The 26,338-nt window shown below is 32.3% G+C and carries 20 protein-coding genes and 1 riboswitch; of the genes, 7 read left to right on the top strand and 13 right to left on the bottom strand.

Features of this window, described 5'->3' with window-relative positions:
* Positions 1–105: 105 nt before the first annotated feature.
* On the bottom strand, positions 106–480 hold the full coding sequence (locus M2651_RS02335; RefSeq protein WP_252130722.1) for a zinc ribbon domain-containing protein: 375 nt from the start codon (positions 478–480) through the stop codon (positions 106–108).
* A 163-nt stretch (positions 481–643) separates the two neighbouring features.
* On the opposite strand from M2651_RS02335, the gene aspD reads away from it, so the two are divergent.
* From aspD to M2651_RS02315, 4 genes are all read left to right on the top strand, one after another.
* Positions 644–2,287, top strand: a complete 1,644-nt coding sequence (gene aspD / locus M2651_RS02330) for an aspartate 4-decarboxylase (protein ID WP_252130721.1) — start codon at positions 644–646, stop codon at positions 2,285–2,287.
* 32 nt (positions 2,288–2,319) lie between these two features.
* Positions 2,320–2,484, top strand: a riboswitch (Lysine riboswitch).
* A gap of 186 nt (positions 2,485–2,670) precedes the next feature.
* The gene (locus M2651_RS02325) at positions 2,671–3,510 is read left to right on the top strand and encodes a 5'-methylthioadenosine/S-adenosylhomocysteine nucleosidase family protein (RefSeq protein WP_252130720.1); all 840 of its coding nucleotides are present in this window, start codon (positions 2,671–2,673) and stop codon (positions 3,508–3,510) included.
* A complete protein-coding gene (locus tag M2651_RS02320; RefSeq protein ID WP_252130719.1) occupies positions 3,470–4,483 on the top strand; it encodes an SPL family radical SAM protein in 1,014 nt (337 codons plus the stop codon). The genes M2651_RS02325 and M2651_RS02320 overlap by 41 nt, the downstream gene beginning before the upstream one ends.
* Positions 4,480–5,184, top strand: a complete 705-nt coding sequence (locus M2651_RS02315) for an SDR family oxidoreductase (protein ID WP_252130718.1) — start codon at positions 4,480–4,482, stop codon at positions 5,182–5,184. Before M2651_RS02320 ends, M2651_RS02315 begins: the two co-directional genes overlap by 4 nt.
* A 93-nt stretch (positions 5,185–5,277) precedes the next feature.
* Here M2651_RS02315 and M2651_RS02310 read toward each other — a convergent pair whose 3' ends face one another.
* Positions 5,278–5,589 (bottom strand): hypothetical protein, encoded by a 312-nt coding sequence (locus M2651_RS02310; RefSeq protein ID WP_252130717.1) that lies wholly within the window; start codon positions 5,587–5,589, stop codon positions 5,278–5,280.
* Between the two features lie 231 nt (positions 5,590–5,820).
* On the opposite strand from M2651_RS02310, the gene M2651_RS14290 reads away from it, so the two are divergent.
* Positions 5,821–5,952 carry a hypothetical protein gene (locus M2651_RS14290; protein ID WP_286207908.1) on the top strand — a complete coding sequence of 44 codons (132 nt, stop codon included), beginning with the start codon at positions 5,821–5,823 and terminating at the stop codon, positions 5,950–5,952.
* Between the two features lie 82 nt (positions 5,953–6,034).
* Here the strand turns inward: M2651_RS14290 and M2651_RS02305 are convergent, their stop codons facing one another.
* From M2651_RS02305 to M2651_RS02275, 7 genes are all read right to left on the bottom strand, one after another.
* Positions 6,035–6,919: an MYG1 family protein gene (locus M2651_RS02305; RefSeq protein WP_252130716.1), complete on the bottom strand. Its 885-nt coding sequence runs from the start codon at positions 6,917–6,919 to the stop codon at positions 6,035–6,037.
* A 188-nt stretch (positions 6,920–7,107) separates the two neighbouring features.
* A complete protein-coding gene (locus M2651_RS02300) occupies positions 7,108–7,317 on the bottom strand; it encodes an alpha/beta-type small acid-soluble spore protein (protein ID WP_252130715.1) in 210 nt (69 codons plus the stop codon).
* 170 nt (positions 7,318–7,487) lie between these two features.
* Entirely contained in the window at positions 7,488–8,402 is a 915-nt protein-coding gene (locus M2651_RS02295) for an AEC family transporter (RefSeq protein ID WP_252130714.1), read from the bottom strand.
* Positions 8,403–8,425: 23 nt separating this feature from the next.
* Positions 8,426–9,772, bottom strand: coding sequence for an aminotransferase-like domain-containing protein (locus M2651_RS02290; protein WP_252130713.1), 1,347 nt, complete (start codon positions 9,770–9,772; stop codon positions 8,426–8,428).
* A gap of 139 nt (positions 9,773–9,911) precedes the next feature.
* Positions 9,912–10,223 carry a PTS sugar transporter subunit IIA gene (locus M2651_RS02285; RefSeq protein WP_252130712.1) on the bottom strand — a complete coding sequence of 104 codons (312 nt, stop codon included), beginning with the start codon at positions 10,221–10,223 and terminating at the stop codon, positions 9,912–9,914.
* Between the two features lie 47 nt (positions 10,224–10,270).
* Complete coding sequence (locus M2651_RS02280) at positions 10,271–11,617, bottom strand: PTS sugar transporter subunit IIC (RefSeq protein WP_252130711.1); 1,347 nt, start codon at positions 11,615–11,617, stop codon at positions 10,271–10,273.
* Between the two features lie 157 nt (positions 11,618–11,774).
* Positions 11,775–12,080 (bottom strand): PTS sugar transporter subunit IIB, encoded by a 306-nt coding sequence (locus M2651_RS02275; RefSeq protein ID WP_252130710.1) that lies wholly within the window; start codon positions 12,078–12,080, stop codon positions 11,775–11,777.
* A gap of 357 nt (positions 12,081–12,437) precedes the next feature.
* On the opposite strand from M2651_RS02275, the gene M2651_RS02270 reads away from it, so the two are divergent.
* Positions 12,438–15,107, top strand: a complete 2,670-nt coding sequence (locus tag M2651_RS02270) for a sigma-54-dependent transcriptional regulator (RefSeq protein WP_252130709.1) — start codon at positions 12,438–12,440, stop codon at positions 15,105–15,107.
* Between the two features lie 38 nt (positions 15,108–15,145).
* Here M2651_RS02270 and M2651_RS02265 read toward each other — a convergent pair whose 3' ends face one another.
* On the bottom strand, positions 15,146–16,555 hold the full coding sequence (locus M2651_RS02265; protein ID WP_252130708.1) for a 6-phospho-beta-glucosidase: 1,410 nt from the start codon (positions 16,553–16,555) through the stop codon (positions 15,146–15,148).
* 390 nt (positions 16,556–16,945) lie between these two features.
* On the opposite strand from M2651_RS02265, the gene M2651_RS02260 reads away from it, so the two are divergent.
* Positions 16,946–18,538, top strand: a complete 1,593-nt coding sequence (locus M2651_RS02260) for an ABC-F family ATP-binding cassette domain-containing protein (protein ID WP_252130707.1) — start codon at positions 16,946–16,948, stop codon at positions 18,536–18,538.
* Between the two features lie 56 nt (positions 18,539–18,594).
* On the opposite strand, the gene M2651_RS02255 is transcribed toward M2651_RS02260, so the two are convergent.
* The 3 genes from M2651_RS02255 to M2651_RS02245 form a co-directional block, all read right to left on the bottom strand.
* On the bottom strand, positions 18,595–19,179 hold the full coding sequence (locus M2651_RS02255) for a DUF4231 domain-containing protein (protein WP_252130706.1): 585 nt from the start codon (positions 19,177–19,179) through the stop codon (positions 18,595–18,597).
* Between the two features lie 177 nt (positions 19,180–19,356).
* Positions 19,357–23,715 (bottom strand): DNA polymerase III subunit alpha, encoded by a 4,359-nt coding sequence (gene polC / locus M2651_RS02250; RefSeq protein ID WP_252130705.1) that lies wholly within the window; start codon positions 23,713–23,715, stop codon positions 19,357–19,359.
* Between the two features lie 153 nt (positions 23,716–23,868).
* The gene (locus M2651_RS02245; RefSeq protein WP_252130704.1) at positions 23,869–26,289 is read right to left on the bottom strand and encodes a glycoside hydrolase family 31 protein; all 2,421 of its coding nucleotides are present in this window, start codon (positions 26,287–26,289) and stop codon (positions 23,869–23,871) included.
* Positions 26,290–26,338: the final 49 nt, after the last annotated feature.

Below are 26,338 nucleotides of genomic sequence, written 5' to 3'. Positions count from 1 at the left end.
TACATATTATGCAATTCAACAATTAATTCTCTATTTATAATTTACAAAATAAAAATCTTCTTACCTAAAAGATAAGAAGATATCATTATATTAAACCTTTTTTAATTATTTAAGCGGCGAAGCACACCTTGGACAATACTGAAAATCCTCCTGAGTTTCAAATCCACAATTGGGGCATTGTTTTGCAAAATATGTCCGCCCATTATGAATAAAATGGAGATCCTGCTCAGATAAGGTTACCTGCTCTCCTCTTGCAATACGATCACCAAGCTCATTGCTAATAGAATAAACACTACTACAGCAGCTGCTTACAGCATAATATTTTTTATTCCACTTTAAAGTTGGAATAAAAAATAAACTTAAATACATATATTCCATAAAAATTTCATATCTACCATACCTTCCGCAGTTTACACAAATAATAGTCTGATTAAAGTCTAACTTCTTTTGTTTAGAAGATACTCCACCTATAAAAAACATATAATCACCTCGCTTTTCTTAGTTTATTATATCCCTATTATAATTTTATTACTGTTTTAATGCTACACAGATTATATGAATTTTGAGTAAATTTAATGTGGAATATCACTTTAAAATATTGAGCAATATAAATTATATATTCTATTGAAAGGAAAGCTAATATATGGATATGAAAAATTTTCAGCGTGAAGAAATTGAAAAAATATACGGAAAGGTAAGTCCTTTTGAATTCAAAAATAAATTGATACATCTTGCAGAAGAAGGGCAGAAAGAAAGAAGTGCTCATGCCCTGTTAGATGCTGGCAGAGGTAATCCTAACTGGACCTGTGCCACTGCTCGTGAAGCTTTTTTTACCTTTGGCTTATTTGCAGTAGAAGAAACTCGTAGAGTCTGGAATGATGGCGACTTGGCTGGAATGCCTACAAAAGAAGGTATAGCTGAAAGATTAGAAGATTATCTTAACAAACATTCTAATGCAAAAGGGGCAAATCTTTTAAAAAAAATTATCGACTATGGCATAAAAAAATTAAACTTCAATCCTGATTGCTGGGTGTTTGAGTTAACTGATGCTATTATCGGAGATAACTATCCTGTTCCAGACAGAATGCTTGTGCATATAGAAAAAGTAGTTCACGAATATCTTGTTCAAGAAATGTGCTACAACAAACCGCCAGTAGGAAAATTCAACATCTTTGCAGTAGAAGGAGCTACTGCAGCTATGTGCTATATTTTTGATACCTTAATTGCTAATGAGCTACTATCAAGAGGAGATAAAATTGCGCTTATGACTCCAATTTTTACTCCTTATCTTGAAATACCTCATTTGCCTCGCTATAATTTTGAAGTTGTTTATATACATGCTTCTGAATTAACTCCTGACGGTACCCACACCTGGCAATACCCTGACAGTGAGCTTGATAAACTAAAAGACACCAGCATAAAGGCACTTTTCGTTGTAAACCCCAGCAACCCTCCTTCTGTTGCATTAAAACGTGAAAGTGTGGATTATTTAATAGATATTGTTGAAAATCATAACCCTAATTTAATGATTATATCTGATGACGTATATGGTACCTTTGTTGACGGTTTTCGCTCTTTAATGGCTGACTTGCCTTACAACACAATTGGAGTGTATTCTTATTCAAAATACTTTGGAGTAACTGGCTGGAGGCTTGGCACAATTGCTCTTCATGAAAAAAATGTATTTGATAAGCTTTTAAAAAAACTGCCTGAGAATTTAAAGGCAGAACTTAGACAGCGCTATGCTGGACTATCTACAAATCCTGAGAAAGTTCCATTTATAGATAGAATTGTAGCCGACAGCAGGCAGGTGGCTCTTAATCATACTGCAGGCTTATCTACACCACAACAGGTTCAGATGTGCTTTTTTTCAGCCTTTGCTCTGCTTGACAAAGAAAATAATTATAAAAAACTTACTATGAACATATGCCGCCGTCGTCAAAAACTTTTATTTGAAGGTCTTGGCCTAGACTTAAGAAAAGATATTTATGATGCTGCTTACTATACAGAATTTGATTTACTTGAATGGGCCAGCCACTACTACGGCAGCGAATTTGCAAGCTATCTTAAAGCTAATCATAAACCAGTTCACGTATTGTACCGTTTAGCAAAAGAATTTTCAATAATACTATTAAGCGGCAGCGGCTTTCAAGGCCCAGAGTGGTCTATTAGAATTTCGCTGGCCAATCTAAGCGACGAATCTTACTCAAAAATAGGCAGAATGCTTCATCAAATACTTGAGGAATATGTTAATGAGTGGAAAAAACAAAATACCTTAAATATCTAAACATAATTTAGCATAATTATACTAAATTAATATTTCCTGATAGGTGTGGGTTTGATAAGAGTAAATAAGATGAGATATAATAAATATCGTTGAATCTTATTGAAAAGGGATAGCCCCGAAGGGTGAATTATCTCTTGAATCCATGCCTGGTTTTTTGAAAATATTTCAAAATATTCTATCAAAGTGCTGTTTTTTGTATCAATTCGCTTTTGATATTAAACACTTATATATTATTTACTAATTTTTCTAGTTATATAACAGCATTAGCAAAAATCTAATGATGCTCTTTTCCATTTACTAAATTCAACTTCAGCGTTTACACAAGTTAAGCTATTTGATAAAATTTAGGAGATATATAATACGAATAGGGGGATTTCTTCTTCATGATTTTTATTGTAACTGCACTTATGATAGAAGCCGCTCCTATAATTGAGCACTATAAATTAAAAAAAGATATGACAATACATGCCTATCCTGTTTACAAAAATTCTGAGATTACACTTATTATAAGTGGTGTTGGAAAAGTAAAAAGCGCCATGGCAGCGGTATATCTGCTTTCAAATTATAAATTTACAGTGAAAGATATCCTATTAAATATAGGTTTTTGCGGTTCAAGCAGTAATAAGTTTGAACTTGGAAGTCTGCTTGCTGCTCATAAAATTACTGATATGGATACTGGTAAAGACTATTATCCAGATATTTTTGCAGGCAGCAATATTCCTAAGGTGGCTCTCTGCTGTTATTCTAAACTTTTAAAAAAAGAAGCCTTAGATACAGATAAAGATATTTTCTGCGACATGGAATCAGCTGGAATTATGGAAGTTTCTCAAAAGTTTACTTACGCTCATCAAGTAATTATTTTAAAAATTATTTCAGATTTTTTAAAGCCAGAAAACTTAAATAAAGACATTCTTCAAGGCTATATAAAAAAGAACCTAACATATATAAAACAGGTTATAGAAGAATTAATACAATTAAATAATAACTTTGATGAATTTTCTCTTGAAGAAGAAGAAAAGCTTCTTAACTATATTTCAAAAAATCTACGATTTACAACAGCTATGAAACAATTGCTTTTTAAAGAAATAAAAAAGGCTAAGATTAGAGGACTGGAGCCTTTAAAAGTTCTAGAACCATTTATGAAAATAAATGTAAACTCAAAATTAGAAGGGAAGAATATTTTTGAACAAATCAATGAAAAATTCAAAAAAAGGCTTGTTTAACATAATTTATGTAGAAGAAGCAGCTTTTAAATATCCTCTTACAAAAGAACTATTACAAAAATACGCTGATTGTACTGTTATAACCATACGTCATTATAAAGATGTTTTTAATAGAACAAATCAGCATTTCCTAATACAAAAGCAGCATCAGGCTTTAATCTTGGCAGTTAAGGATGCACCATTTTTATATAAAGGACCTGAAGTATGCCAAAATTTCGGATATTCTAATTTTTACTATACTTCCTTTTTACTGAATTGTATTTATGATTGTGAATACTGCTATCTTCAAGGCATGTACCCTTCAGCAAATATTGTAGCTTTTGTAAATATTGAAGACTTTAAAAATGAAATGCTAAATGTTATTTCAAAGGAACCTGTTTTTTTAGCAGCATCCTATGATACTGATTTAATTGCGTTTCATAATATTCTTCCATACTTAGATTATTTTTATGATTTTTTTACAAGGCAGTCTAATATTTTTGTTGAAATTCGTACGAAAAGTGCCAATGAAGCTTTTTATAAAAATCATATTCTACTTAATAACCTTATAGTTGCCTTTACTCTTTCGCCAGAAGAAGTTGTTGAAAAATATGAAAAATATACTCCAAGCCTGAAAGCCCGTATTAAAACAGTTCAAACAGCTATAAAGCAAGGTTTTAAAGTCAGAATTTGTCTGGATCCTATATTCATAAATACTGAAGTAGATGCCTTATACGAGCCGTTTTATAAGTATATTTTTACCCAGATTGATCCAAACAAGATAGTTGATATAGGCTATGGATTTTTTCGTATGTCTAAAGACTTTTTTAAAAGAATTGAAAAGCAGCATATAGGTTCTAAACTCTTCTCTGAAGACTATTCTATAATTGATAACGTGGTTTCTTATGAGAAAGAGCTTCAGGAAAAGATAAAATCAAAACACTATGAAATTTTAACTCAATATATAGAAAAGGAGAAAATTTTTTCATTATGAAGACAGCAATTTTAACAGGTGCTTCAAAAGGTATAGGCCTTGAAATTACCAAAAGGCTTATTTCCTTAAACTATAAGGTATACGGCATATCCCGTTCATTTCAAGGCACTTCTTATGAAGACAATAATTTTATTAAAATTGAGTGCGATGTGCAAAACACTAGTGAGCTCATAAAAGTGTTAGACACAATTAAAGAAAAAGAAAGGGAAATTAATCTTTTAGTAAACAATGCAGGGGTAGGATATTTCGGCCCCCACGAGCAATTAAAAATAAAAGATATTCAAAATATGCTCCGTACCAATTTAGAAGCTCCATTAATCCTATGCCAGCTTCTTTTAAGAGATTTAAAAAAGAGTAAAGGAATGATTATTTCTATCTCTTCAGTAACAGCCAAAAAAGTCAGCACTTATGGATGTGCTTATTCTGCATCAAAGGCTGGACTTACTCATTTTTTTACAAGCCTGTTTGAAGAAGTAAGAAAGCATGGCGTTAAAGTCACAACAATTCATCCTGACATAACAAAAAGCAGTTTTTACGATGCTCTAGATTTTACATATGAAGAAGATGAGGATGCTTTTTTACTTCAGGAGCAAATAGCCGATGCAGTAGAATATGTATTAAGCAATTCAAATAATCTTGTTGTAAATGACATAACACTACGTCCTCAGAAAAATCGCATTAAGAGAAAAGTAAAAGAATAAGCAATATCAGATATATTTATTTTCTAACAAGTAAAGTTTAAAACATATAGGAATTTCCTATATGTTTTAAACTTTTCATTATTTTATATAATCCTATTTTTTCTGCCTGACAGCCCTTCTTTCCCATGCTTCAAGAAGCTCTACTTCTATCCATAAAGCTCTAGGTTCTGTTGCTTTAAATCTTCTGCTGTTTATTTTGTAAAGTCCATCTTTTAACTCCAATTTATCTGAGTTCATATACATTTCTATAATTGTTGCATCTGTAAGAGTGTCCAAATCCTCGAAACCGCATTCAATTGGCGGTAATTCCTTTTGTTCCTTTACACTTCTCTCTGCTATCTCCTTTGCAGTATATAATGGCTCTGAATAGCCTTTCTTAAAAAACATTACTCTTAATTTACTCATACAAACCACCTCTTAATATATCAGTTTATGCTCGTACAACTTATTTGACACTATTTATTAATCGGAAAAAGCAGATCAATATGAAAGCATAATAGATATTAACATACATTAATGTTTGTGTAAAAACTGCAGCAGTGTTAAGAAAATTTTTTATTCTGTAATAGTACATACTTATCTTTAATATGTAAATAATATAAAAGTAATAAATTTTTACAGAATAGGAGAATAAATATGAACACAAACAAAAGACATGATGCAGTTAAACAGAATAAAGCAATTAAACATAGTGAAAAAAGCGCTACACTTGATGCTTTAAAAGCAGCTGAAAATAACAAACACAGCACAAAAACCACTAAAAGCTGATAACTAGACATTATTTAAATAAAAGCTGAAACTATTATAGCTTATCTATGGCGTAGAAAGTTTTCTACGCCTTTATAAATTTCTAAGACTCTAAAACAGCAAGCCTTGCAAGCTTCATTATTCCTTCATATGAACCTGCTACTGCGATAAACCTTCCTGTATGACAGAATACTGCATCAGAAACTCCTGTTACTTCTGCAAGTTCTTTATCTCTTAGTCCCGCCCAAGCTTTAGGAAGCTTTTTTTTATCATCTCCATTTTCATCTCTTACAGACTGCATTGCATAGCTGTCTTTTCTTGGGTACACTACGTATAAAACTTCCCCCCTTTCATCTAACTCTCTAAGGGTATCTGCATAAGGACAATGAATATTTAAAACAAGTATTTCTGGCACACTTCTATTTTTGTATGCTTTTTCTACATGACTTTTAGCATCTAATACAGCAAATCTATTCTCTATCATGTTTCTTAAAACAATTGCTGCAATTTCTACTGCCTCATTGAAAGCTTTATTTTCATCTTTATCAGAGTTCCAGGCAGGATTAAAATTCTCTATAATTGAACTTATATGCATTAAAGGGATTTCTGTTCTATCAATCCATATTCCATTGTCCAAGGCATCTATACCTTCAATAAAGTTTTTATCAATGTAATTAAATACACCTTCCACTTCATCACTGTTTAAGCTTGGATTCATAAAACGAAGTACCTCTAATCCAAACTTTTTCCATATTAATCCACAAGCAGCATAGGGAGTTCCGCTTTCTCTGTAGGTTTTATTAATACCATGATGATCTAGTTCCCCCCCGCCAACATCATAAACTATATCTAAATCTTTAAGCAGTTTTTCATCTCTTATTCTTATAATTTCAACGTTAAAAAGTTCTTTAAGTATTGCTGTTGCTACTACCTCATCTGCATGAAATTTTCCATCATGAGTACCTATTTTTTTAAATATCTTTTTCATATATAGTACCACCTTTTTTATTTCCAATTTAAATATATATTATCATAATTAAATATTTCTATATATATTTAATATAACTAAATTAAAACCAGCTTTACAGCATTTTTAAGTTTATTATAAAGCACATAAACTTAAAAGGTGTACTAGAACTAATACTAGTGCACCTTTTTAATATCACTTATAAACAGCTATTTATCAATCAGCCTCTTTTCAAAATCCTCCACCATCTTCTTAACCATCATCCCACCAACTGGACCGCCTATGTAACCATTTAATTTTGAAGGTACATTTCCTTTGTAGGCATTATCAGTTTTTAAGCCGGTTTCTTCCGCAAATTCTGTTTTCATTTTATCAAGTGCTTTTTTAGCTTCTGGAACTAAAGGATTTCTTCTGCTCATAAATAACACCTCCGTGTTATTATTAGTTTGTCTCCTTTCTCTAAATATATACGCTGGTTAATGAAGCTTTTTCCTAAACTGCACTATGCTCACTGCCAAAAGTTATCTTGATGGCTGTCTCACTATTTAAAAACAGCTTTTAAAAATTAATACAGTTTTAATATAAAATTTTAAATATTCATAAACATTAATACAGTTGTTATAATAGCTATACTTAAAACAATTGATATAGAATTTGTAACACTTGCTACAGAACCATCACCACAGCACCTCTCTGTAAATACTGGAGATAAAGAAGGTATTGGAGCAAACAAAACAATAGCTAATACCTGCCTGATTTCCTTGGAAAATGGCATGTAAAAATAAATTAATGCAGAAAAAACCGCTGCCATTATGTATCTAACAAGCAGTGTTACAGCAATATGTTTAAAATATTTCATCTCAAAATTCAACTCAAACATCATACCAATAGCCAGCATTGCAAGAAATGCATTGGCAGCACCTACAACTGAAGTAATACTAATAATTACTTTAGGAATACGAATTCCAAGCATAGTTGTTAATAGCAAGGACATATAAACAACAAAAGGCGTTGAAGATAATAGCTTTTTTGCTATTTCCTTAATACCCCCGCCTTTTTCAGTACCTGTAACACTTGAAGTAATTGCATAAGAACCACCTGTACACATTATAGCATTTCCTGTATCAAACATACATGTTATTATAACACCAAATGATCCAAGAAAACTTTGTACATAAGGCAATGTAAAAGAACCTATGTTATAACCTGGAAAATTAAGCATGTAATAAGCCCTAGTACTTTTCTCCTTATTTTTGCTTACGAAATACCCTAGTGATAGCATAATTACATTAAATAAAAAACCTAGAAGCACTACAAATAAAAGGGAATTATTTATTTTGAAGTTATCATATGCAGTAATTATAGCTGCAGGCAAAGTAATATTAATCATTATCTTTGAAATAATTTTATAGTCTTTTTTCTCGAAAAATCCTATTTTTTTCAACAAATAACCTAAAATAATTATAAGAATAAAAGCTAATGCTTTTGTTAGTACTATTATCATATATCCTTCTCCAAACCATTATATTATTTTAAATATTTTTCAAGTTTATTAGTTATTATATTTAAGCCTTTATCAATGTCTTCACAGCTTACACTTGCTATACTAAGCCTTATTCCTTTTTTATAAAAGGATTTATCTAAAAAAAACCTTTTTCCTTTAGATACAAGCACGCCATCATTTTTTAAATCTTCTGCAAATTTATTCTCATCAATATAGTCTTGCAGCAGCAAATATGAATAAAAACCCGAATTACCGCCAATACACCTTACTCCTAATTCTTCAAGCCTTTGAAAATTACTGTTAAGTTTTTTTTGTTTTTCCTGAAGTTCCTTTACCATATGATCTACATGTTTCTTAAGAATATTGCTTCTTATATAAATCTCCAGAGTTGCCTGAGAAATTAAAGAAGCTGAAAAATAAGAGTAATAGTACGATACTGTTCTGTATTGCTCCAAAACATTAATCATATGGGTAGGTGCTACAATCAGTCCTATTCTCATCCAGGGAAGTATTTTTGAAAAACTCTTTAAATAAAAGTTACGAGAATGCTCTGAGTAGCTATATATCGGATCATACTTTCTGTCAAAGGATATATCTGCAAAGTAATCATCTTCAACGATATACACGTCATATTTATCTGCAAGTCTTGCAATAGCCTGCCTTTGTTTTTTACTGTAAGATGTCCCAAGAGGACTGTGATTCCGTGGAACAGTATAAAAAAACTTAATTTTTTCGTTTTTAAATATATGCTCCAATTTATTTAAATCTATCCCCTGTTCATCTCTTTCAATTCCTATTACTTTCGTCCCGCAGTATTTCAAAAAATTTATAAAATAACTGTAAGTAGGCTGTTCTATTAGTATTACATCTTTACCATTAGGAAAAGGTATCTGTGTTAATATACTTAATGCTTGTTGAATTCCTAAATTTACAAATATATTGTTTGCAGAGGTAAAAATTTGAAAATCAGAAAGATATTTAGGTAATATCTCCCTTAAAGACTCAACACCATAAGCACTACTGCTTAATGAATTATCCTTATATATATCAACAGCTCTATCAAGACAATGCTTGAGATCTGGAGTGTTCATATTTCCAACGATTGGATTTCCAGAATAAAAATTAATAACTTCGGATTGCTTTGGAGTATTACTGATCAGCTTTTCAACAATATAATAACCACTCTGTGGAATTGAATAAATTATATGATTGCTTCTCAAAGTCTCATAAGCTTTAACAACAGTATTTTTTGAACAATTATATTTTATACTTAATTCCCTAACGGAAGGCAGCCTTTTGCCTGGCTTGTATAATCCTCTGTTTATATCCTCTTCTATAGCTTTAATTATAACTTCATAAATATTGCTCATTATAACCTCCCATTCAGTATACTATTTTTAAGTTTAGACCTGCTTTTTAGCGGCTTAGATATCCTAAGCCGCTAAGTTATAATATTAATTTAATTATAGGTTTTAAAAAGCTTTGCTTTTGGGTAAGTTTTCCTAAAACTTACTTAACTCTGTTTAGTTTATATAGATTTATCATTTCTTCACCTAAATCCTTGGCTAATATTGCAGCCATAAGGTGATCTTCTGCATGTACAAGCAAAAGCTTCATAGGAATATCATTTCCGCTTGATTCCTGAAATATTAGATCATTTTGTACATCATGTGCTTTGAGAAGCTCTGCTTTTGCATCCCCCAAAAGTTTTTCTGCTTCATCAAAGTTCCCCTCTTTAGCTTCGCCGATAGCTTCAAACACTAGACTTTTGGCAGTACCGGCACATCCTATTATTTCAAATACAATTGCTTCCATGTCCATACTCATGATGCTCCTTTAAAATTTATTTTAATTATAAGTAAAATATTTTATTTAGCTCCAACTGTTTGTGTCCCAGCATCCACCTCAGCTTGTGCATCTTTTTCTTCCTTTGCAAGCCTCTTATCATAAATAGCAAAGAAAGGATAATATAATGCCATGTCTAATACTATTAAAAATAATACCATTATTGTATTTCTCCAGTCAAAGCTTGCAAGAAAAGCTGATATAAATCCCGGTGTTGTCCATGGTACAACTATATAAGCTGGTGATATTAATCCTGCTTTTGTTGCAAAAAATGCAATTATTCCGTTTATTGGTTCAATTAATAAAAATGGTACTATAAATAAGGGATTTAACACCATAGGTGTACCAAATATAACTGGTTCATTAATATTAAATAATCCTGGTAATATTGCTATCTTACCTATAGATTTCATCTGAACCGATCTTGATCTTATGAGCATTAGAATAACTAAAGCTAAAGTTGCTCCTGAGCCTCCTACTGTCATAAAAGCACTCCAGAATGGATCTGTAAATACATGAGGTAATGCCTGTCCATTCAATGCTGCATCAGCATTTGCAGTAATGTATTGATTTAAAAACGGCTGAAGAACTCCAGTTTTTACTGTTGAAGCACCATGTATTCCCGCAAACCATAAAATCTGTGCTAAAAGTCCGCTAAAGAAAACTCCGCCTGCACTGTCAACAGCTGTAAAAGCTGGTGCAAGAAGTTTCATTATTGCTGCAGGTACATTAAGACCAGATAAATTCTTAACTGTTAAACTTATTTCATATATTAAAAGTACATTGACCGCAACTGGTATAAGAGCTTCAAAGGATTTTGTAACTGAAGGCGGAACCCCATCAGGCATTTTTATAGTAATATTCTTTTTAATTAAAAATCTAGTAACTTCTACAGTAAGCATTGCAATTAATATACCTGTAAACATTCCTTTAGCATCTAAATATGTTACAACAAAAGAACCATCCTTATTTACAGTAACACAAGTTACAAGAAAAGATATAATTGCTGTCATAACCGCCGACAATGTATTCATTTTATATGAAGCTGCTAAAGAATAAGCTATATTAATACAAGCAAATAAACCTAATAATGCAAAAGACATCTGATATGGTACAAGTAAAAGCGGTTTCCAATGAGCAGCCCAATCTCTCCAGGCTACCATAATAGATAAAAACCAGTTTGTAGCTTTAACATTTGCTGCTATTGGCGGATTTGCAATCATTAATATTATACCACCAAGTATTGTAATTGGAATAGTTTGAATGAGACCGTCACGCATTGCTTTAAGATGCCTTTGATTTGCAAATGCAGCAGCAACAGGCACCATCTTCTCTTCAATAAAATCCATAAATTTTTGAGTAATACTCATTTTCCTTCCCCCTATTATATACTATTTCATGATAAAAATATATAAATTCTAATCTTGTAACTGAGTATACTTTTTGATAAAATTACTAATTGAACCAGTTCTTAGTTTCAATAAAATTATCAATATCTGTTCCAAGCAGGTATTGTTTTTATTGAAACTATTTTTTTACTAAATCATAAGCACTTTTTAATATCTCTTTAGCCATCAGCCTCCCATATTGAATAGAGGATATACACCCAATAGGAACATTGTGCTCTTCTGCTATTTTGGTAAACGGTTTCTTTTTAAAGCTGATTTGTGGCGCTAAAAGAACTACATCAAATTTCCCAATATTTTCTTCAAATTCCTCCATTGGAACTGCTTTGATGATAACCTCACCATCTTCAGGCTTAACCTCCTTTTCCATTTTTTGAACTAGAAGACTTGTGCTCATACCAGCAGCACACACTAACAATATTTTCATGCTTTTCCCTCCTTAAATATTTTTTACTGCAAGTCACTTTTATATATAGCAAATATAATGCCAAACTCTAACATATACTCCCAATTTTTAATTATCTTTCTGTAATATTGCTTGTATTATTAAGAGTCCTGCCGCTACAAACATAATTAATTCCTAAATTATAATAAATTTATTGAATATTTAGTGTCTGGATTTTTATCTAGTGTCTGACCATTCCTATCCTAGTGTCTGAAATTTCAGTATAAAAACTTATTATTACACTTTTGTGTCTAACAGATTTAGACACTATATTGAAATTCCATATTTTATAAGTTATAATATCTACAGATATATTAAACGTTTTAATTGGAGGTCATTATGACTAACAAGGATTTAATATACAAAAAACTTATAGAACTTAACGATAGTAATGGTATCGATGCTCAAACTCTAGCTTCTATGATTGGAATGACAAGATCTAATGTGAGTTATGAGTTAAATGCTCTTTATAAAGAAGGAAAAGTTTGCAAATCATCTGGCCGTCCTGTACTGTTTTTTATCCCTAAGAGAAAAAATAATTCATATAAAGAAAGTAAACTTGATCAGTTAAAGAAAAAAAATATTTGCTTAACCAAAGCTATTGAACAGATGAAAGCTGCTATTTTATATCCTCCAAAAGGAATCCCATCACTGCTTCTTGGGGATACTGGAGTAGGAAAATCAATGTTTGCTTCATTAATGTATGAATATTCAGTAGATATGGGAGTAAGGGCAGAAAATTCACCTTATATAGTCTTTAACTGTGCAGATTACAGCAATAATCCTCAACTGCTTACTTCTCAGCTTTTCGGAGTTAAAAAAGGTGCATACACCGGAGCCGAATCAGATAGAATTGGATTAATTGAAAAAGCAAATGGCGGCATACTTTTCCTTGATGAAATCCATAGACTCCCTCCTGAAGGTCAGGAGATACTTTTTACTTTTCTGGATACTGGTACTTTCAGAAGAATTGGAGATTATGAAGTCAGAAAATCTGATGTTCTAATAATCTGTGCTACTACTGAAGATCCTGGTTCCTCATTACTGAAAACATTTACAAGAAGAATTCCTATGATTATTAAAATACCATCCTTGAAAGAAAGATCTTTGGAAGAAAGGCTTTATCTTATAAAGAACTTTTTCAAGCAGGAAAGTGTAAAATTAAATAGAGAAATATATGTATCTTTAAACACTATGAGAGCATTTCTTTCTTATGACTGCCCAAATAACGTCGGTCAATTAAAAAGCGATGTTCAGCTTATATGTGCCAAAGCCTACTCAGAATTTCTTACTAATATGAAATCTGATGTTAGAATAAATAGTGCTGGTCTTCCTCATTATATTAAAGAAGGGCTTTATAAAGAAAAAGAACACAGGGTGCTTTGGAATAAACTTGTTGGTGAAGAAATAGAATATTTTAAGTTCACTAGTTCCCCTGAATCCTCAGAAGATATTATAAATAACAATGGTAACAGTATTTATACAATTATAGATCAAAAGCTTAAAAGTTTAAGATCCCAGGGAATAGCAGACATTGCTATAGAAAATATACTTGAAAATGACATCTTCAGGTATTTTGATAATAATATAAGTGGAATTTCTGAAGACTTAAATAAGAAAAGCCTTATGAGCATTATAGACAAAGATATTCTTGATTGTATTGACAAGGTTATTTACTACCTTTCTTCAACTTTAAAAAGAAACTTTAATAACAATATGTATACTGCTTTAGCTCTTCATATTAATACTCTTATAAAAAGAGTTCTTTGCAATAAACCTATTACTAACCCTAAGTTAACTAAAATTATGGAACTATATCCTAAAGAATTTGCTGCAGCTTTTGGTGCTAAAGAAATTATAGAAAAACATATAAGACATTCTATTGCTGATGATGAAGCAGGATTTTTAACTATTTTTCTGCTTCCTGAAGAGGAAATTAATAATAAAAATAAAGAAAAAGTAAAGGTTGTACTGATAGCACATGGAGAAGCTACTGCAACATCAATGGCAGATGTAGCGAACAAACTTCTTGGAGAAAACTATGTAATTGGAATTAATGCACCAATTGATGTCAGCCCTTTAGAGATTTTGGACAAGTTTAGAAAGTTAGTAGCTGAGGATACTAATTCAGCAGGTTACTTACTGCTTGTAGATATGGGTTCACTTACTACATTTGGAAATACAATAGAATCGGAATTTAATATACCAGTAAAGGTTATTCCTCTTGTATCAACTCTGCACGTACTGGAAGCTGCGAGAAAAGCCCTGCTTGGCTTTTCTCTTGATAACATTTACAAAGAAGTTCTGCAAGTAAATTCATATTTTGAGATGAATCGTATACATATGGAAACTAAAAACAACAGTAAAAAGGTATCTATAATAACAGCTTGTCTTACTGGTGAAGGCGGATCAGTAGCTCTTAAAAGTTTCTTAAATAATAACCTTAAGTATGATAAGGACTTGTTTGAGATAATTACACTTAACTGCCTTGATAAAAATTACTTTAAGCAGAGGCTTATGAACATACAAGAGAAAAAAGAAATTTTATTCATAGTTACTTCCTTCTTTGTTGACATAGACATACCCCAGTATAATATGTATGATGTAATAAATTTAAAAATAATAGATGAATTACAGGAAACTGTGGATTTAAAAACAACTTTAATAAAAATGCCCCAGATATTAAAAGAAAACATAATGAACCTAGATGGAGAAGAGCTTTGTATTGATGTCATGAATACTATAAAAAGATTTGAAAGCAAACTTGAAGTTAAACTTAAAGATGAAAAACTAATTGGACTGGTTATGCATATTGCATTATTGGTTAGTAAACTTAAAAACGGAGATAATTCTGTTGATTATCCTAAAAAGTCTGAATTTATTATGAAATACACTAATATTTATAATAAGATTAAGGAAACCTGTGATTTATTGTGCAGCAAATATTGTGTAGACATAACTGACAGTGAAATTTGTTATATGATGAACTTTTTTCTAAGTGAAAAATAATAGAAATAGGGAAAGTCAAAAGACTTTCCCTATTTCTATTATTTTAATTCACCTTTTTCTATTGCTTCTATTGAATCTTTAAATTGCGGCAGGTGCTTTTTATGAGCAACAAGCATTTCATTTAATAGCTGTCTTGCTATCTTTCCGCTTGGTACTAATGGATTAATTGTAAATGCATGTAGTGCAGTACCATAGTTACCGGTAACAGCAGCTTCAATAGTAGTAAGCTCCATAGCCTTCATAATTTGAAGCATACCTCTTGCTGCTGGTTTAAACTCACCCCAGGCAATTGGCTGTGGTCCAGCTGCGGTGATAATTGATGATACTTCTACAACAACATCATCTGGCAAGTCCTTTATAGCACCATTATTTCTTGTACTTACAACCATATCTGCTCTTTTATCGTTGTAAATTGAATTGATTACTTCACAGGCAGCATCACTGTAATATGCACCGCCACGTTTCATTAACTGCTCTGGCTTATAATCAAGTTTTGGATCCTTATATAATTCAAACAATTCAGCTTCGGTACGTTTAACAACTTCAGCTCTTGTTCCATTATTCTTAAAGTCTTCTAATTCTTCCTGGAGCATATCATCTGTAATATAGTAATAGCGATGATATGAGCAAGGTAAAATTCCTAAGTCTCTTATCTGCTGTGACATAAAAGCAACATTTTTAATGTTGGCAACACCTAATTTTTTCTCTTTTTCTTCCTTTTCCTTCAAGTGTTCTGGTTTATACATTTTCATGAAATCCTTTTCTTCGCCATAAAGCTTTTCAATGCATTCCTTTGTCAGCTCATTACCATTATTATCCCAAACTCTATGCCAATGAAAATGATTTAACCCTGCAAACTTGAAATATAGCTCCTCTTCCTTTCTTTCCAATGCTGATGCAGCAAGCTTTCTAGCAGATATAGGAACATTACATAAACCAACAACTTTGTCCCACTTTCCATATCTAATAACTGCTTCTGTAATCATACCAGATGGATTTGTGAAATTAATAAGCCATGCATCTGGACATAACTCCTTCATATCTTCAACTATTTCAAGTATAACTGGAACAGTTCTGAATGCTTTAAACATTCCCCCTGCACCATTAGTTTCCTGTCCAATAATTCCGTGGCTTAATGGAATTCTTTCATCTTTTATACGGGCATCAAGCAAACCAACACGGAACTGAGTGGAAACAAAGTCTGCATCCTTTAATGCAGCTCTTCTATCTAAAGTCAGATGAACTTCCCAATCAAGTCCTGCAGCCTTTACCATTCTTTGAGCCATAGCTCCAACAATTTCTAGTTTTTCTTTTCCTTCTTCTATATCTACAAGCCAAATCTCACCTATAGGTAGCTCGTCCTTTCTTTTTATATAACCTTCAATAAGTTCTGGGGTATAGCTGGATCCCCCTCCAATAGTAACTATTTTTAGCTTATCCTTTTTCATATCCCACACTCTCCTTTTAAACGATTAATTTATCTTTACAAAAAATATATTATACCTATTATTAACACAAGACAACGCCCAATATTGCCAACTGTACCAATACAGTTTTGTTATTCATTTTCATGTTTTAGAAAAAAATTTAAGTCAGCAAATTGAATTGGCAGACTTATTAAAATTACTTAGCCAGGCGTTCAGCTAAACATTTCTTGATAACTTCCTCTGTGATTTCAGAAGAATATTTTATTTCGTATCTTAAATATTACTTAGATTACTAATGAAAAACTTGTAGATTTATGTTATAATTTTTCATGTTGCTTTATTGATAATATTTTTTAACAATCTATTAAGCAGCTAATAACTGCTATAATATAAAAAATGGAGGATATTAATTTGATTACAGTAACTAATGTAGGTTTAAGATACGGAGAAAGAAAACTTTTTGAAGATGTAAACATAAAATTTACTCCTGGTAACTGCTATGGTGTTATTGGAGCTAATGGTGCAGGAAAGAGTACTTTTTTAAAGATACTTTCAGGAGAAATTGAACCAAATACAGGGGATGTAAGCATAGCTCCCGGTGTTAGAATGTCCGTTTTAAAGCAGGATCACTATCAATATGATGAATATGAAGTTCTTGAGACAGTTATAATGGGTAATGCCAGATTATATGAAATAATGAAAGAAAAAGACGCCCTTTATGCTAAACCAGACTTTACTGATGAAGATGGTATAAAAGCTTCTGAACTTGAATTTGAATTTGCAGAACTTAATGGATGGGAAGCTGAAGCTGAAGCTGCAACACTGCTTCAGGGTCTTGGAATCGGAACAGAACTTCATTATAAAAAAATGGCTGATTTATCTGGTGCTGATAAAGTTAAAGTACTTCTTGCACAAGCTTTATTTGGAAATCCTGGTGTTCTTATTTTGGACGAGCCTACTAACCACCTAGATATTAAGTCTATAAACTGGCTTGAAGAATTTCTAATAGAATTTGAAGGTACAGTTATAGTTGTTTCCCACGACAGACACTTTTTAAATAAAGTATGTACTCATATGGCTGATGTTGACTTTGGAAAGATTAAACTTTATGTTGGAAACTACGATTTCTGGTACGAGTCAAGTCAACTAGCACTTGCTATGATGAAGGATCAAAACAAAAAAAAGGAAGAAAAAATTAAAGAGCTTCAAGAATTTATTGCAAGATTTAGTGCTAATGCCTCTAAATCCAAGCAGGCTACTTCTCGTAAGAAGCTGCTGGAGAAAATAACTATCGAAGATATTCAGCCTTCCAGCAGACGCTACCCTTTTGTAGGATTTAAACCTGAAAGAGAAGTAGGAAATGATATTTTAACCGTTGACAGAATATGTAAAACAATAGATGGAGTGAAAGTTTTAAACAACGTCAGCTTTACTGTAGCTAAAGGCGACAAAATAGCTTTTACTTCAGAAAATGAAATTGCTAATACTACTCTTTTCAAAATCCTAACTGGTGAAATGGAGCCTGACAGCGGAGAGTTTAAGTGGGGTATTACTATAACAAAAGCTTATTTCCCAAAAGATAACTCTGAATTCTTTAATGATGTTGAACTAAGTCTTGTAGACTGGCTGCGTCAATTCTCTGATGAAAAGTCAGAAAGCTATTTAAGAGGCTTTCTTGGCAGAATGCTTTTCTCTGGAGATGAAGCTTTAAAGCAGGCAAAGGTATTATCTGGCGGCGAAAGAGTTAGATGTATGCTTTCAAGAATGATGCTCAGCAATGCAAATGTATTAATTTTGGATCAGCCTACAAACCACTTAGACCTTGAATCCATAACCGCACTTAACAATGGTCTTATTGACTACAAAAGCGTAATACTGTTTGCTTCCCATGACCATCAGTTTATACAGACTGTTGCAAACAGAATTATTGACATAACAGAAAATGGTATTGTTGACAAAAGAATGCGTTATGACGAATACTTAGAATATAAAGCTTCTTTATAATTTTGAAAAAAGGTCTTTACTTGTGATTTTTAAGTAAAGACCTTCTTTTACTTTTATTATTCTGCTTCTGAATGTTCATCTGTATTTTTTTTCACTCTAAATTTATCTGGGTCTATAATCAGCTCGTCTGTTTTTGTATGGATATTTGCATCTATACTTGTACTTGCTTTTGACTCTTCTTTATTTTGATCTGAAGAATTAATTCTCTCTCTTATCCTAATCCACTGCCTGATATCATCTCTTAATATTTTCTGCATCTTATCCAAATACTCATTTAAAATACTTTCTGTAATATCCTCTGAATTTCGTCCTGAAGCATAAAAATACAACTCTCGTTTTAGCTCTCTAAGTTTCGATAAAGTAATAGTATTTTTAACCCACAAGGCCCCAAAATTATAATATGCATCAACAGCATTTATTATTGTAACTACAGCTCCTAATATAATTGCCATATTTCTGAAGACATCAACCAAATATCCGCTGTTTAACCCTAATACTACTGTAATTAAGGCACTAAAAGTTACAGATGTAATTTTTATAATATTAGCTCTTAACTTTGTCTTTTTATGCTTAGCTGCAAAATATGCTATGCTGCAATCAAGCTCTCTTAGCAAAGTATCAAGTTTTTGCTTTAAGTCCATTTTATCCCCCTTCTTAAGCATTGTTTGATATATTATATGAATTTGTAATTCATTGTGCTAAAACTATAAAATTAGTTTTACTTATTTAAAACCTTTAACTTGAAAATTATAAACGTAAAAATACCGTAATATCCATTTCTGAATAATACGGTATTTTAAGATTTTATTAGAGTTTCATTAAATTAAATCAAATAAACTTAATTGATCACTTTCTGGAAGTCCTTTTAAACAATCAAACTTTTTAAGTAAATCTACAGCAGAATTTCCAATTTTGGCACGTTTTCTTAAATCTTCTATAGAACTTATTGGTATTCCACCTTGCTCTGCTTCCTGTATTGCATTGTATATACTTTCTGCTGCCACATTTCCCATGCCAGCAATACTATTTAATGGTGGTCTTAAACCATCTTCTTCTACAAGGAATTTTGTAGCATGAGACTTATATAAATCAATAGGAAGAAACTTAATTCCTCTCTCGTACATCTCTAAAACCAATTCAAGATCATCATACATATCCTTATCCTTAGGAGCAGCTCCGCTACCCATCAATTCAATTTCCCTCATCTTCTCTCTAACCTTTTCTTTTCCGAAAATCATACACTCTGCGTCAAAAGCCTTTGCTCTTATTGAAAAATATGCTGCGTAATAAGCCTTTGGTATGTGAACCTTAAACCAAGCTATTCTAAACGCCATCATTACGTAAGCTGCAGCATGAGCCTTAGGAAACATATATTTTATCTTTTTACAGGATTGTATATACCATTCGGGAACTTCATGTTCCCTCATTAATGCTTCATACTCTGGAAATTTAGGATCCTTCAGTGCCTTTCCTTTACGAACTGTCTCCATTATCTTAAATGCAGTGTTTGGAGGAAGACCTTTTTTTATAAGATAAACCATAATATCATCTCTTGTACAGACAGCTTCACTTATGCTGGTTACTATTCCTGAATCGATTAAGTCCTTTGCATTTCCAAGCCATACATCTGTACCATGAGAAAGTCCAGATATACATATTAAATCCATAAAAGTTTTTGGCATAGTATCTAAAAGCATTCCTCTTACAAACTTAGTACCAAACTCTGGAATACCAAAACTTCCAACTTTTGAATTTATCTGCTCTGGTGTTACCCCTAAAGCTTCCGTAGATGAAAATATTGACATAGTAGCCTTATCATCTAATGGTATAGTTTTAGGATCCACCCCTGTAATATCCTGCAGCATTCTTATAACTGTAGGATCATCGTGACCTAGTATATCAAGCTTCAATAGGTTCTGGTCGATAGAGTGATAATCAAAATGCGTTGTTATAATGTCTGAATTAGGGTCATCAGCAGGATGCTGTACGGGGCAAAATTCAAATATTTCACGCCCCTTAGGTACAACTATAATTCCTCCAGGGTGCTGACCAGTTGTTCTTTTTATACCTGTACAGCCCTTTGAAAGTCTCATGATTTCAGCCTTGTTTACTGAAACACCTTTTTCATCGAAATACTTTTTTACATATCCAAAGGCTGTTTTTTCTGCTATGGTACCTATGGTTCCTGCCTTAAAGGTTGTGCCTTTGCCAAAGATAACCTCAGTATATTTATGTGCCTTTGCCTGATATTCTCCTGAGAAGTTTAAGTCTATATCCGGCTCCTTATCTCCATTGAAACCTAAGAATGTTTCAAAAGGAATATCTATACCATCCTTAGCAAGTGCTTCTCCACAAACAGGACAATTTTTATCTGGCAGATCAAAACCAATATTATAGCCGTAATCTGTAAAGTCAGAATACTTGCATTTAGGACATCTGTAATGAGGCGGCAGGGCATTTACTTCAGTTATACCTGTCATATAGGCAACAACGGAGGAACCAACGGAACCTCTGGAACCCACTAAATAACCATCTTCGTTAGATTTCCACACAAGTTTTTGAGCAATTATATACATTACTGAAAAACCATTTTTTATAATAGAGTCCAGCTCTTTTTCCAGTCTTGCCTGAACAAGTTCCGGCAGCGGATCTCCATAAAGCTCATGAGCCTTCCCATAGGTAATATCCCTAATGGTCTGCTCACAACCCTCTATGTGTGGTGTTGCTTTTTCAGGTGAAATAGGACTTATCTGCTCGCACATATCCGCTATAATATTAGTATTTGTTACTACTACCTCATAAGCCTTTTCCTCTCCTAAATAAGAAAATTCCTTAAGCATCTCCTCTGTAGTTCTTAGATACAATGGTGCCTGATTATCTGCATCCTTAAAGCCCTGCCCTGCCTCAAGAATACGTCTGTAAACTTCATCCTCAGGATCTAGAAAGTGAACATCTCCAGTGGCAACTACAGGTTTATTTAGCTTTTCTCCCAAAGCTACAATTTTTTTGTTTATTTCCTTTAAATATTCCCTGCTTTGTACCTGCTCTGTCCTTACTAAATAATCATTATTGCCTAGAGGCTGGATTTCCAAATAATCGTACTCCTCTGCTAATTGTTCAATTTCTTCGTCAGATTTTCCAAGAAGTATTGCCTGATAAAGCTCACCTTCACTGCAGGCACTTCCTAGAATTAACCCTTCGGAATATTTTTTATAAAGGCTCTTTAATATGCGCGGCTTTTTATAAAAATAATCCAAGTTAGAATAAGACACTAATCTATATAAATTCTTTAAACCTGTATAGTCTTTAGCAAGTATTATGGCATGATAAGTTTTAAGCTTTTTAAACTCTTCCTTTTTAGCTTCTTCATCAGAACCTAGTATATCTATATCTTCCAGTGTTCTTACTCCCTTTTCCTTTAACTTTTCAAGCATTATATTAAATACTTTAACTGTTGTATCCACATCGTCTAAAGCCCTGTGAGCAACCTCTACCTTTATTCCAAGACTTTTAGCAATTCTTCCTAATTTATATGTCTTAAAATCAGGGAATACCTCCTGTGCTAAAGTTAAAGTATCCACATATGTAAAATCAAAGTCATAACCTAAAACTTTGGCATTATGCTTTAAGAAGTTCATATCAAAGGCAGCATTATGTGCAACTAAAACACTATCCTTAATAAAGTCAAGTATTTTAGGAAACACCTTATCTATAGTTTCTGCATCCTTTACCATATCATCGGTTATGTTCGTAACTTCAACAACCCTTGCCGGAATAGATTTTTCAGGATTTACAAAGCACCAAAACTTATCAATTACCTTTCCATCCTTAACCTTCATAATTCCTATTTCAGTTATTTTTTCAGTTACAGGCGAAAAACCTGTAGTTTCAAGGTCTAATACGCAGTAAGTTGTATCAATGCTCTGCCCCTTAGAATTTGTTACAGCAGGCTTTTTATCTGGTGCTAAATAAGCCTCCATTCCATAAATAACCTTCATATCGGGATTATTTCTTCCTAGGAGCTTATGAGCTTCAGGAAAGGACTGCACTACCCCATGATCCGTTATGGCAATAGACTTCATACCCCAGCTCATAGCTCTCTTTATTAAATCAGTGGCACTAGTCATACCATCCATCTGACTCATCTGAGTATGCATATGAAGCTCTACTCTTTTAACCTCTGCATTATCCATTCTCTTAGTTTTCTTCAAACCTTCTGTTTCCACTATAATATTTGCGATAAGCTCTACTTCTCCGGAAAACTTGCTGTAGGATGCATTTCCTAAAAGTCTAACACCCTTAGCCTTTTTAAGCCTTTCTAATACCTCACCATCTTCACTAGGCTTCAAGAATGCTTTACAGGTCATGGAACTTGAGCCATCATACAAATCAAAAGAAACTAGTGTTTTTCCACTCTTTAATTCTTTTGTTTCTATATTGGATATTTCGCCCTCTATAGCAATCCTTCCCTCGTCTGGTGTAATATCAGTAATTTTTATTACTGGTTCCTTAAATTTAGCGTTTCTTCCTAATATTAAAGATGGATCTACTTTTTTAACATCAGGTTCTGCTTTTACTTCCTGTTTCGCTTCTAAAGCTTCCTTATGAGGTTTAGAAACACTGCTTACGGGTACTGCCTTTACTTCCTTTTGAATAAACAGCATTTCCTTTGGCTTCGCTTCTTCTTCAATCCTTATCATTTTCTCAGTGCTTACTTTGTCAATAAAATTTATTTTATAGGCTGTACCATATAGATTTTTTATAGTATCATGAACTTTTTTATCATAGTTCATAGATTTTAAAAAACCTGATACTGCCATTTTAAAATTAAAATTTATGGCATTGTCAGCTACTTCATATTCACTGTTGCATAGCACTGCTTTCAATGCAGGATATTTCTCTGACAATGAAAGTATAATATTTTTTAGCTCTGCCTCTATAGGCTTTTTATTTGTTCCATCAGCATACTTTACACTGACTATAGAATTTTCCAAGTCAAATCTTTCTTTTATAAAATTATTAAGACCTTCAAATTCTCTTATATCAATATATTTATCAGAGCTGATTTTAAGTTCAAGGGTTTTAGTTTTTTTACTTAATACTACCCCTTCCACCATAGCAGCAGCTAAGTTTCCCCCTGCATTATAGTCACTAAAAATTTCATTTATTCTTTTCATGGTAACTTTTACCTCTTCCCAAAAATTTTTAGTACTTTACTATTATATAGGAAGGTTTTAATTTTGTCATAAATAAATTTAAAAATTTACTTTCCATTTATAAAAATAATTTATAAATTACCAAACAATACTATAAATCTTCTGCTTTCTATGCTATTCACAATAAGCCCAAATAATTTCACTAACAGCTTCTAATAACTCAGTTTCTAAATTCAATACTTGAAGCTCACTCATTAATTTTGGTGTGTTTTTGTATTTTTTCACCGCTGAATAAATCTGACCTTTAAGATCAAAAGAAATTTGGGCTTTATTAAGGAAATCAAATATTTCTTTTTCATAATTATTTCCTCTTATAGTTGCTTCTTTAAATAATACTTTTACTTCTGTATTTATATTTACATCATGTAATTTTATAACTATTTTATTTTTCTCTTCTTCTATAAAAATATCAGCCTTAATTTTTTCACCATTACAGAATACATCAGGTTTATTTTTAATCTTAAACCCAATAAAAACCAATTTATACTTTCTTTCCTCTGGTAATACTTCTACATTCCCTTCAGGTTTTATAATAGAAAAAGTAGTAACTTGATTTTCTTTATTCCAATCAATAATCATTTTTGTTTTTGCAAAACCTTTATTTGTTTCTTCACTGCTTATTCCATCATCTTCGTACATAATAAAGCTTCCATCTGCTCCAGCAAAAACATGAATTTCTAATTCTTCAGGATTGTTAACAAAGTTTCCTACTGCTGAATCTCCAGTCAACGGAACAATAGCTCCAGCTTTTGCGAGAACTGGAATCTTATCAATTGTACGATAAAAGTTAATCTTTCTATCTCCTTCATAAACTCTACCTGTAAAGAAGTCAAACCAGATTCCTTTTGGAAGCCATGCTGCTACACCAGCTTGATTTATCTTATTATTTATTTTTGTTGTAATAGGACATACAATTAACTCTGTTCCATAATAATACTGATTTTTTACATTGTAAGCATCTTCTTCCCATGGTGAGTGATAGTACATAGGCTGCATAAGAGGAAGCCCTTCTTTATGGCTTAAATAATTCATTGTATATAAATAAGGAACTAGTTTATGACGAAGACGCAAATAATCTTTCATAACCTTTTCTGCTATTATATTATAACGCCATGGTTCTTTACCATTAAATGGACTGCAAGAACTGTGAAGACGATTGATTGGTGAAAATACACCAAACTGCAACCAGCGTACAGCTAATTCGTCATCTTTATATCCTCCCATATGTCCACCAATATCATGGCTCCACCATCCATAGCCTACATTGGAAGCATTTGCAGTAAAGTAAGGCTGAAAATCTAGGGTTTCCCAAGAAATAATTGAATCACCAGAAAATCCTATTGGATAACGATGACTTCCAATACCTGCATATCTTGAAAAAGTAAGTCCACGTTTTCCATTTCTTTTACTATCCAAATAATGATAATGATTTAACATCCATAATGGATCAAGTCCTGGTATTTTTGAAACTCCACCCTGTTGCCAATCAACCCACCAAAAATCAACTCCATTTTCTTCATTTGGATGATGCAGATATTTAAAATAGGCATCAAGAAATCTGGGATTTGCAATGTCAAAATTAATTTTTTGTTCATTTTCATAATCAACCTCGAGTTCCTTAGCCATTTCAACATACATCTCTTCATATGCCCTAACACCATCAGCAGGATGTACGTTTAGTGTTACTTTTAATCCTTTATCATGAAGCCACTCCATAAACTTTTTAGGATCAGGAAACAATTCACGGTTCCATGTATAACCAGTCCATCCACTTCCATACTTTGAATCAATGTCAACCAAATGCCAATCCATATCTATTACCGCAACTGAAAAAGGTATATTTTCCCTTTCAAATCTTTCCATTAATTCTTTATATTCCACCTCGGAATATCTATAATAACGACTCCACCAGTTACCAAAAACAAACCTCGGTAATAATGGAGTGCTTCCGCATAAATGATAAAAATCTTTCAAACATCCTAAAAAGTCTCTTCCATATCCTAAAAAATAAATATCTATAATACTCTCTTTGCGAGGTTCTACCCAGCCGTCTTCAGTAATCAATAAGGACTTACTATCATCAATAATTGAAAAGCCAAACTTAGATAAAAGACCTCTTTCAAGTGGAATAGCACCATTAGCTTCATCCAATGTTCTTGCTGTTCCCTTTAAATCATTAGTTTCCTCTCCAAAATGCCAAGTCGCTCCCCATCCCCTTGAAATACTGGTTACTTGAATACTTAAATTATTTTTTGCGAATTTGCCTCTTTTCTTATAATAAATCAAATGAATATCACTCGTAATAATTTCCAAGCAGTCTTCCCCATCAATTAACCTATATTCTGGTACAGGAAAGTTTCTATTTATAACACTTTGAGTTGCATTATTTTCAAATATACCCTCCTCATCATACTCAACACGAATCATTCTAGATGTCAAAACAGTAAATCTATACTTATCTCCTTTTACAATTGCTTCTTCATGAGCAATAGGCTGTAATAATATTTTATATTTTTCGCTAATATTTTTGTCCATAATTATTTCCTTTCTATATCCTGGTCTTTAATTTTTTACTTAACACAAA

It is taken from the genome of Clostridium caldaquaticum (assembly GCF_023806125.1).
Lineage (GTDB): Bacteria > Bacillota > Clostridia > Clostridiales > Clostridiaceae > Clostridium_AT > Clostridium_AT caldaquaticum.
Note: the sequence above shows the minus strand (reverse complement) of the source record. Positions and strands in the feature narration are given on the sequence as shown.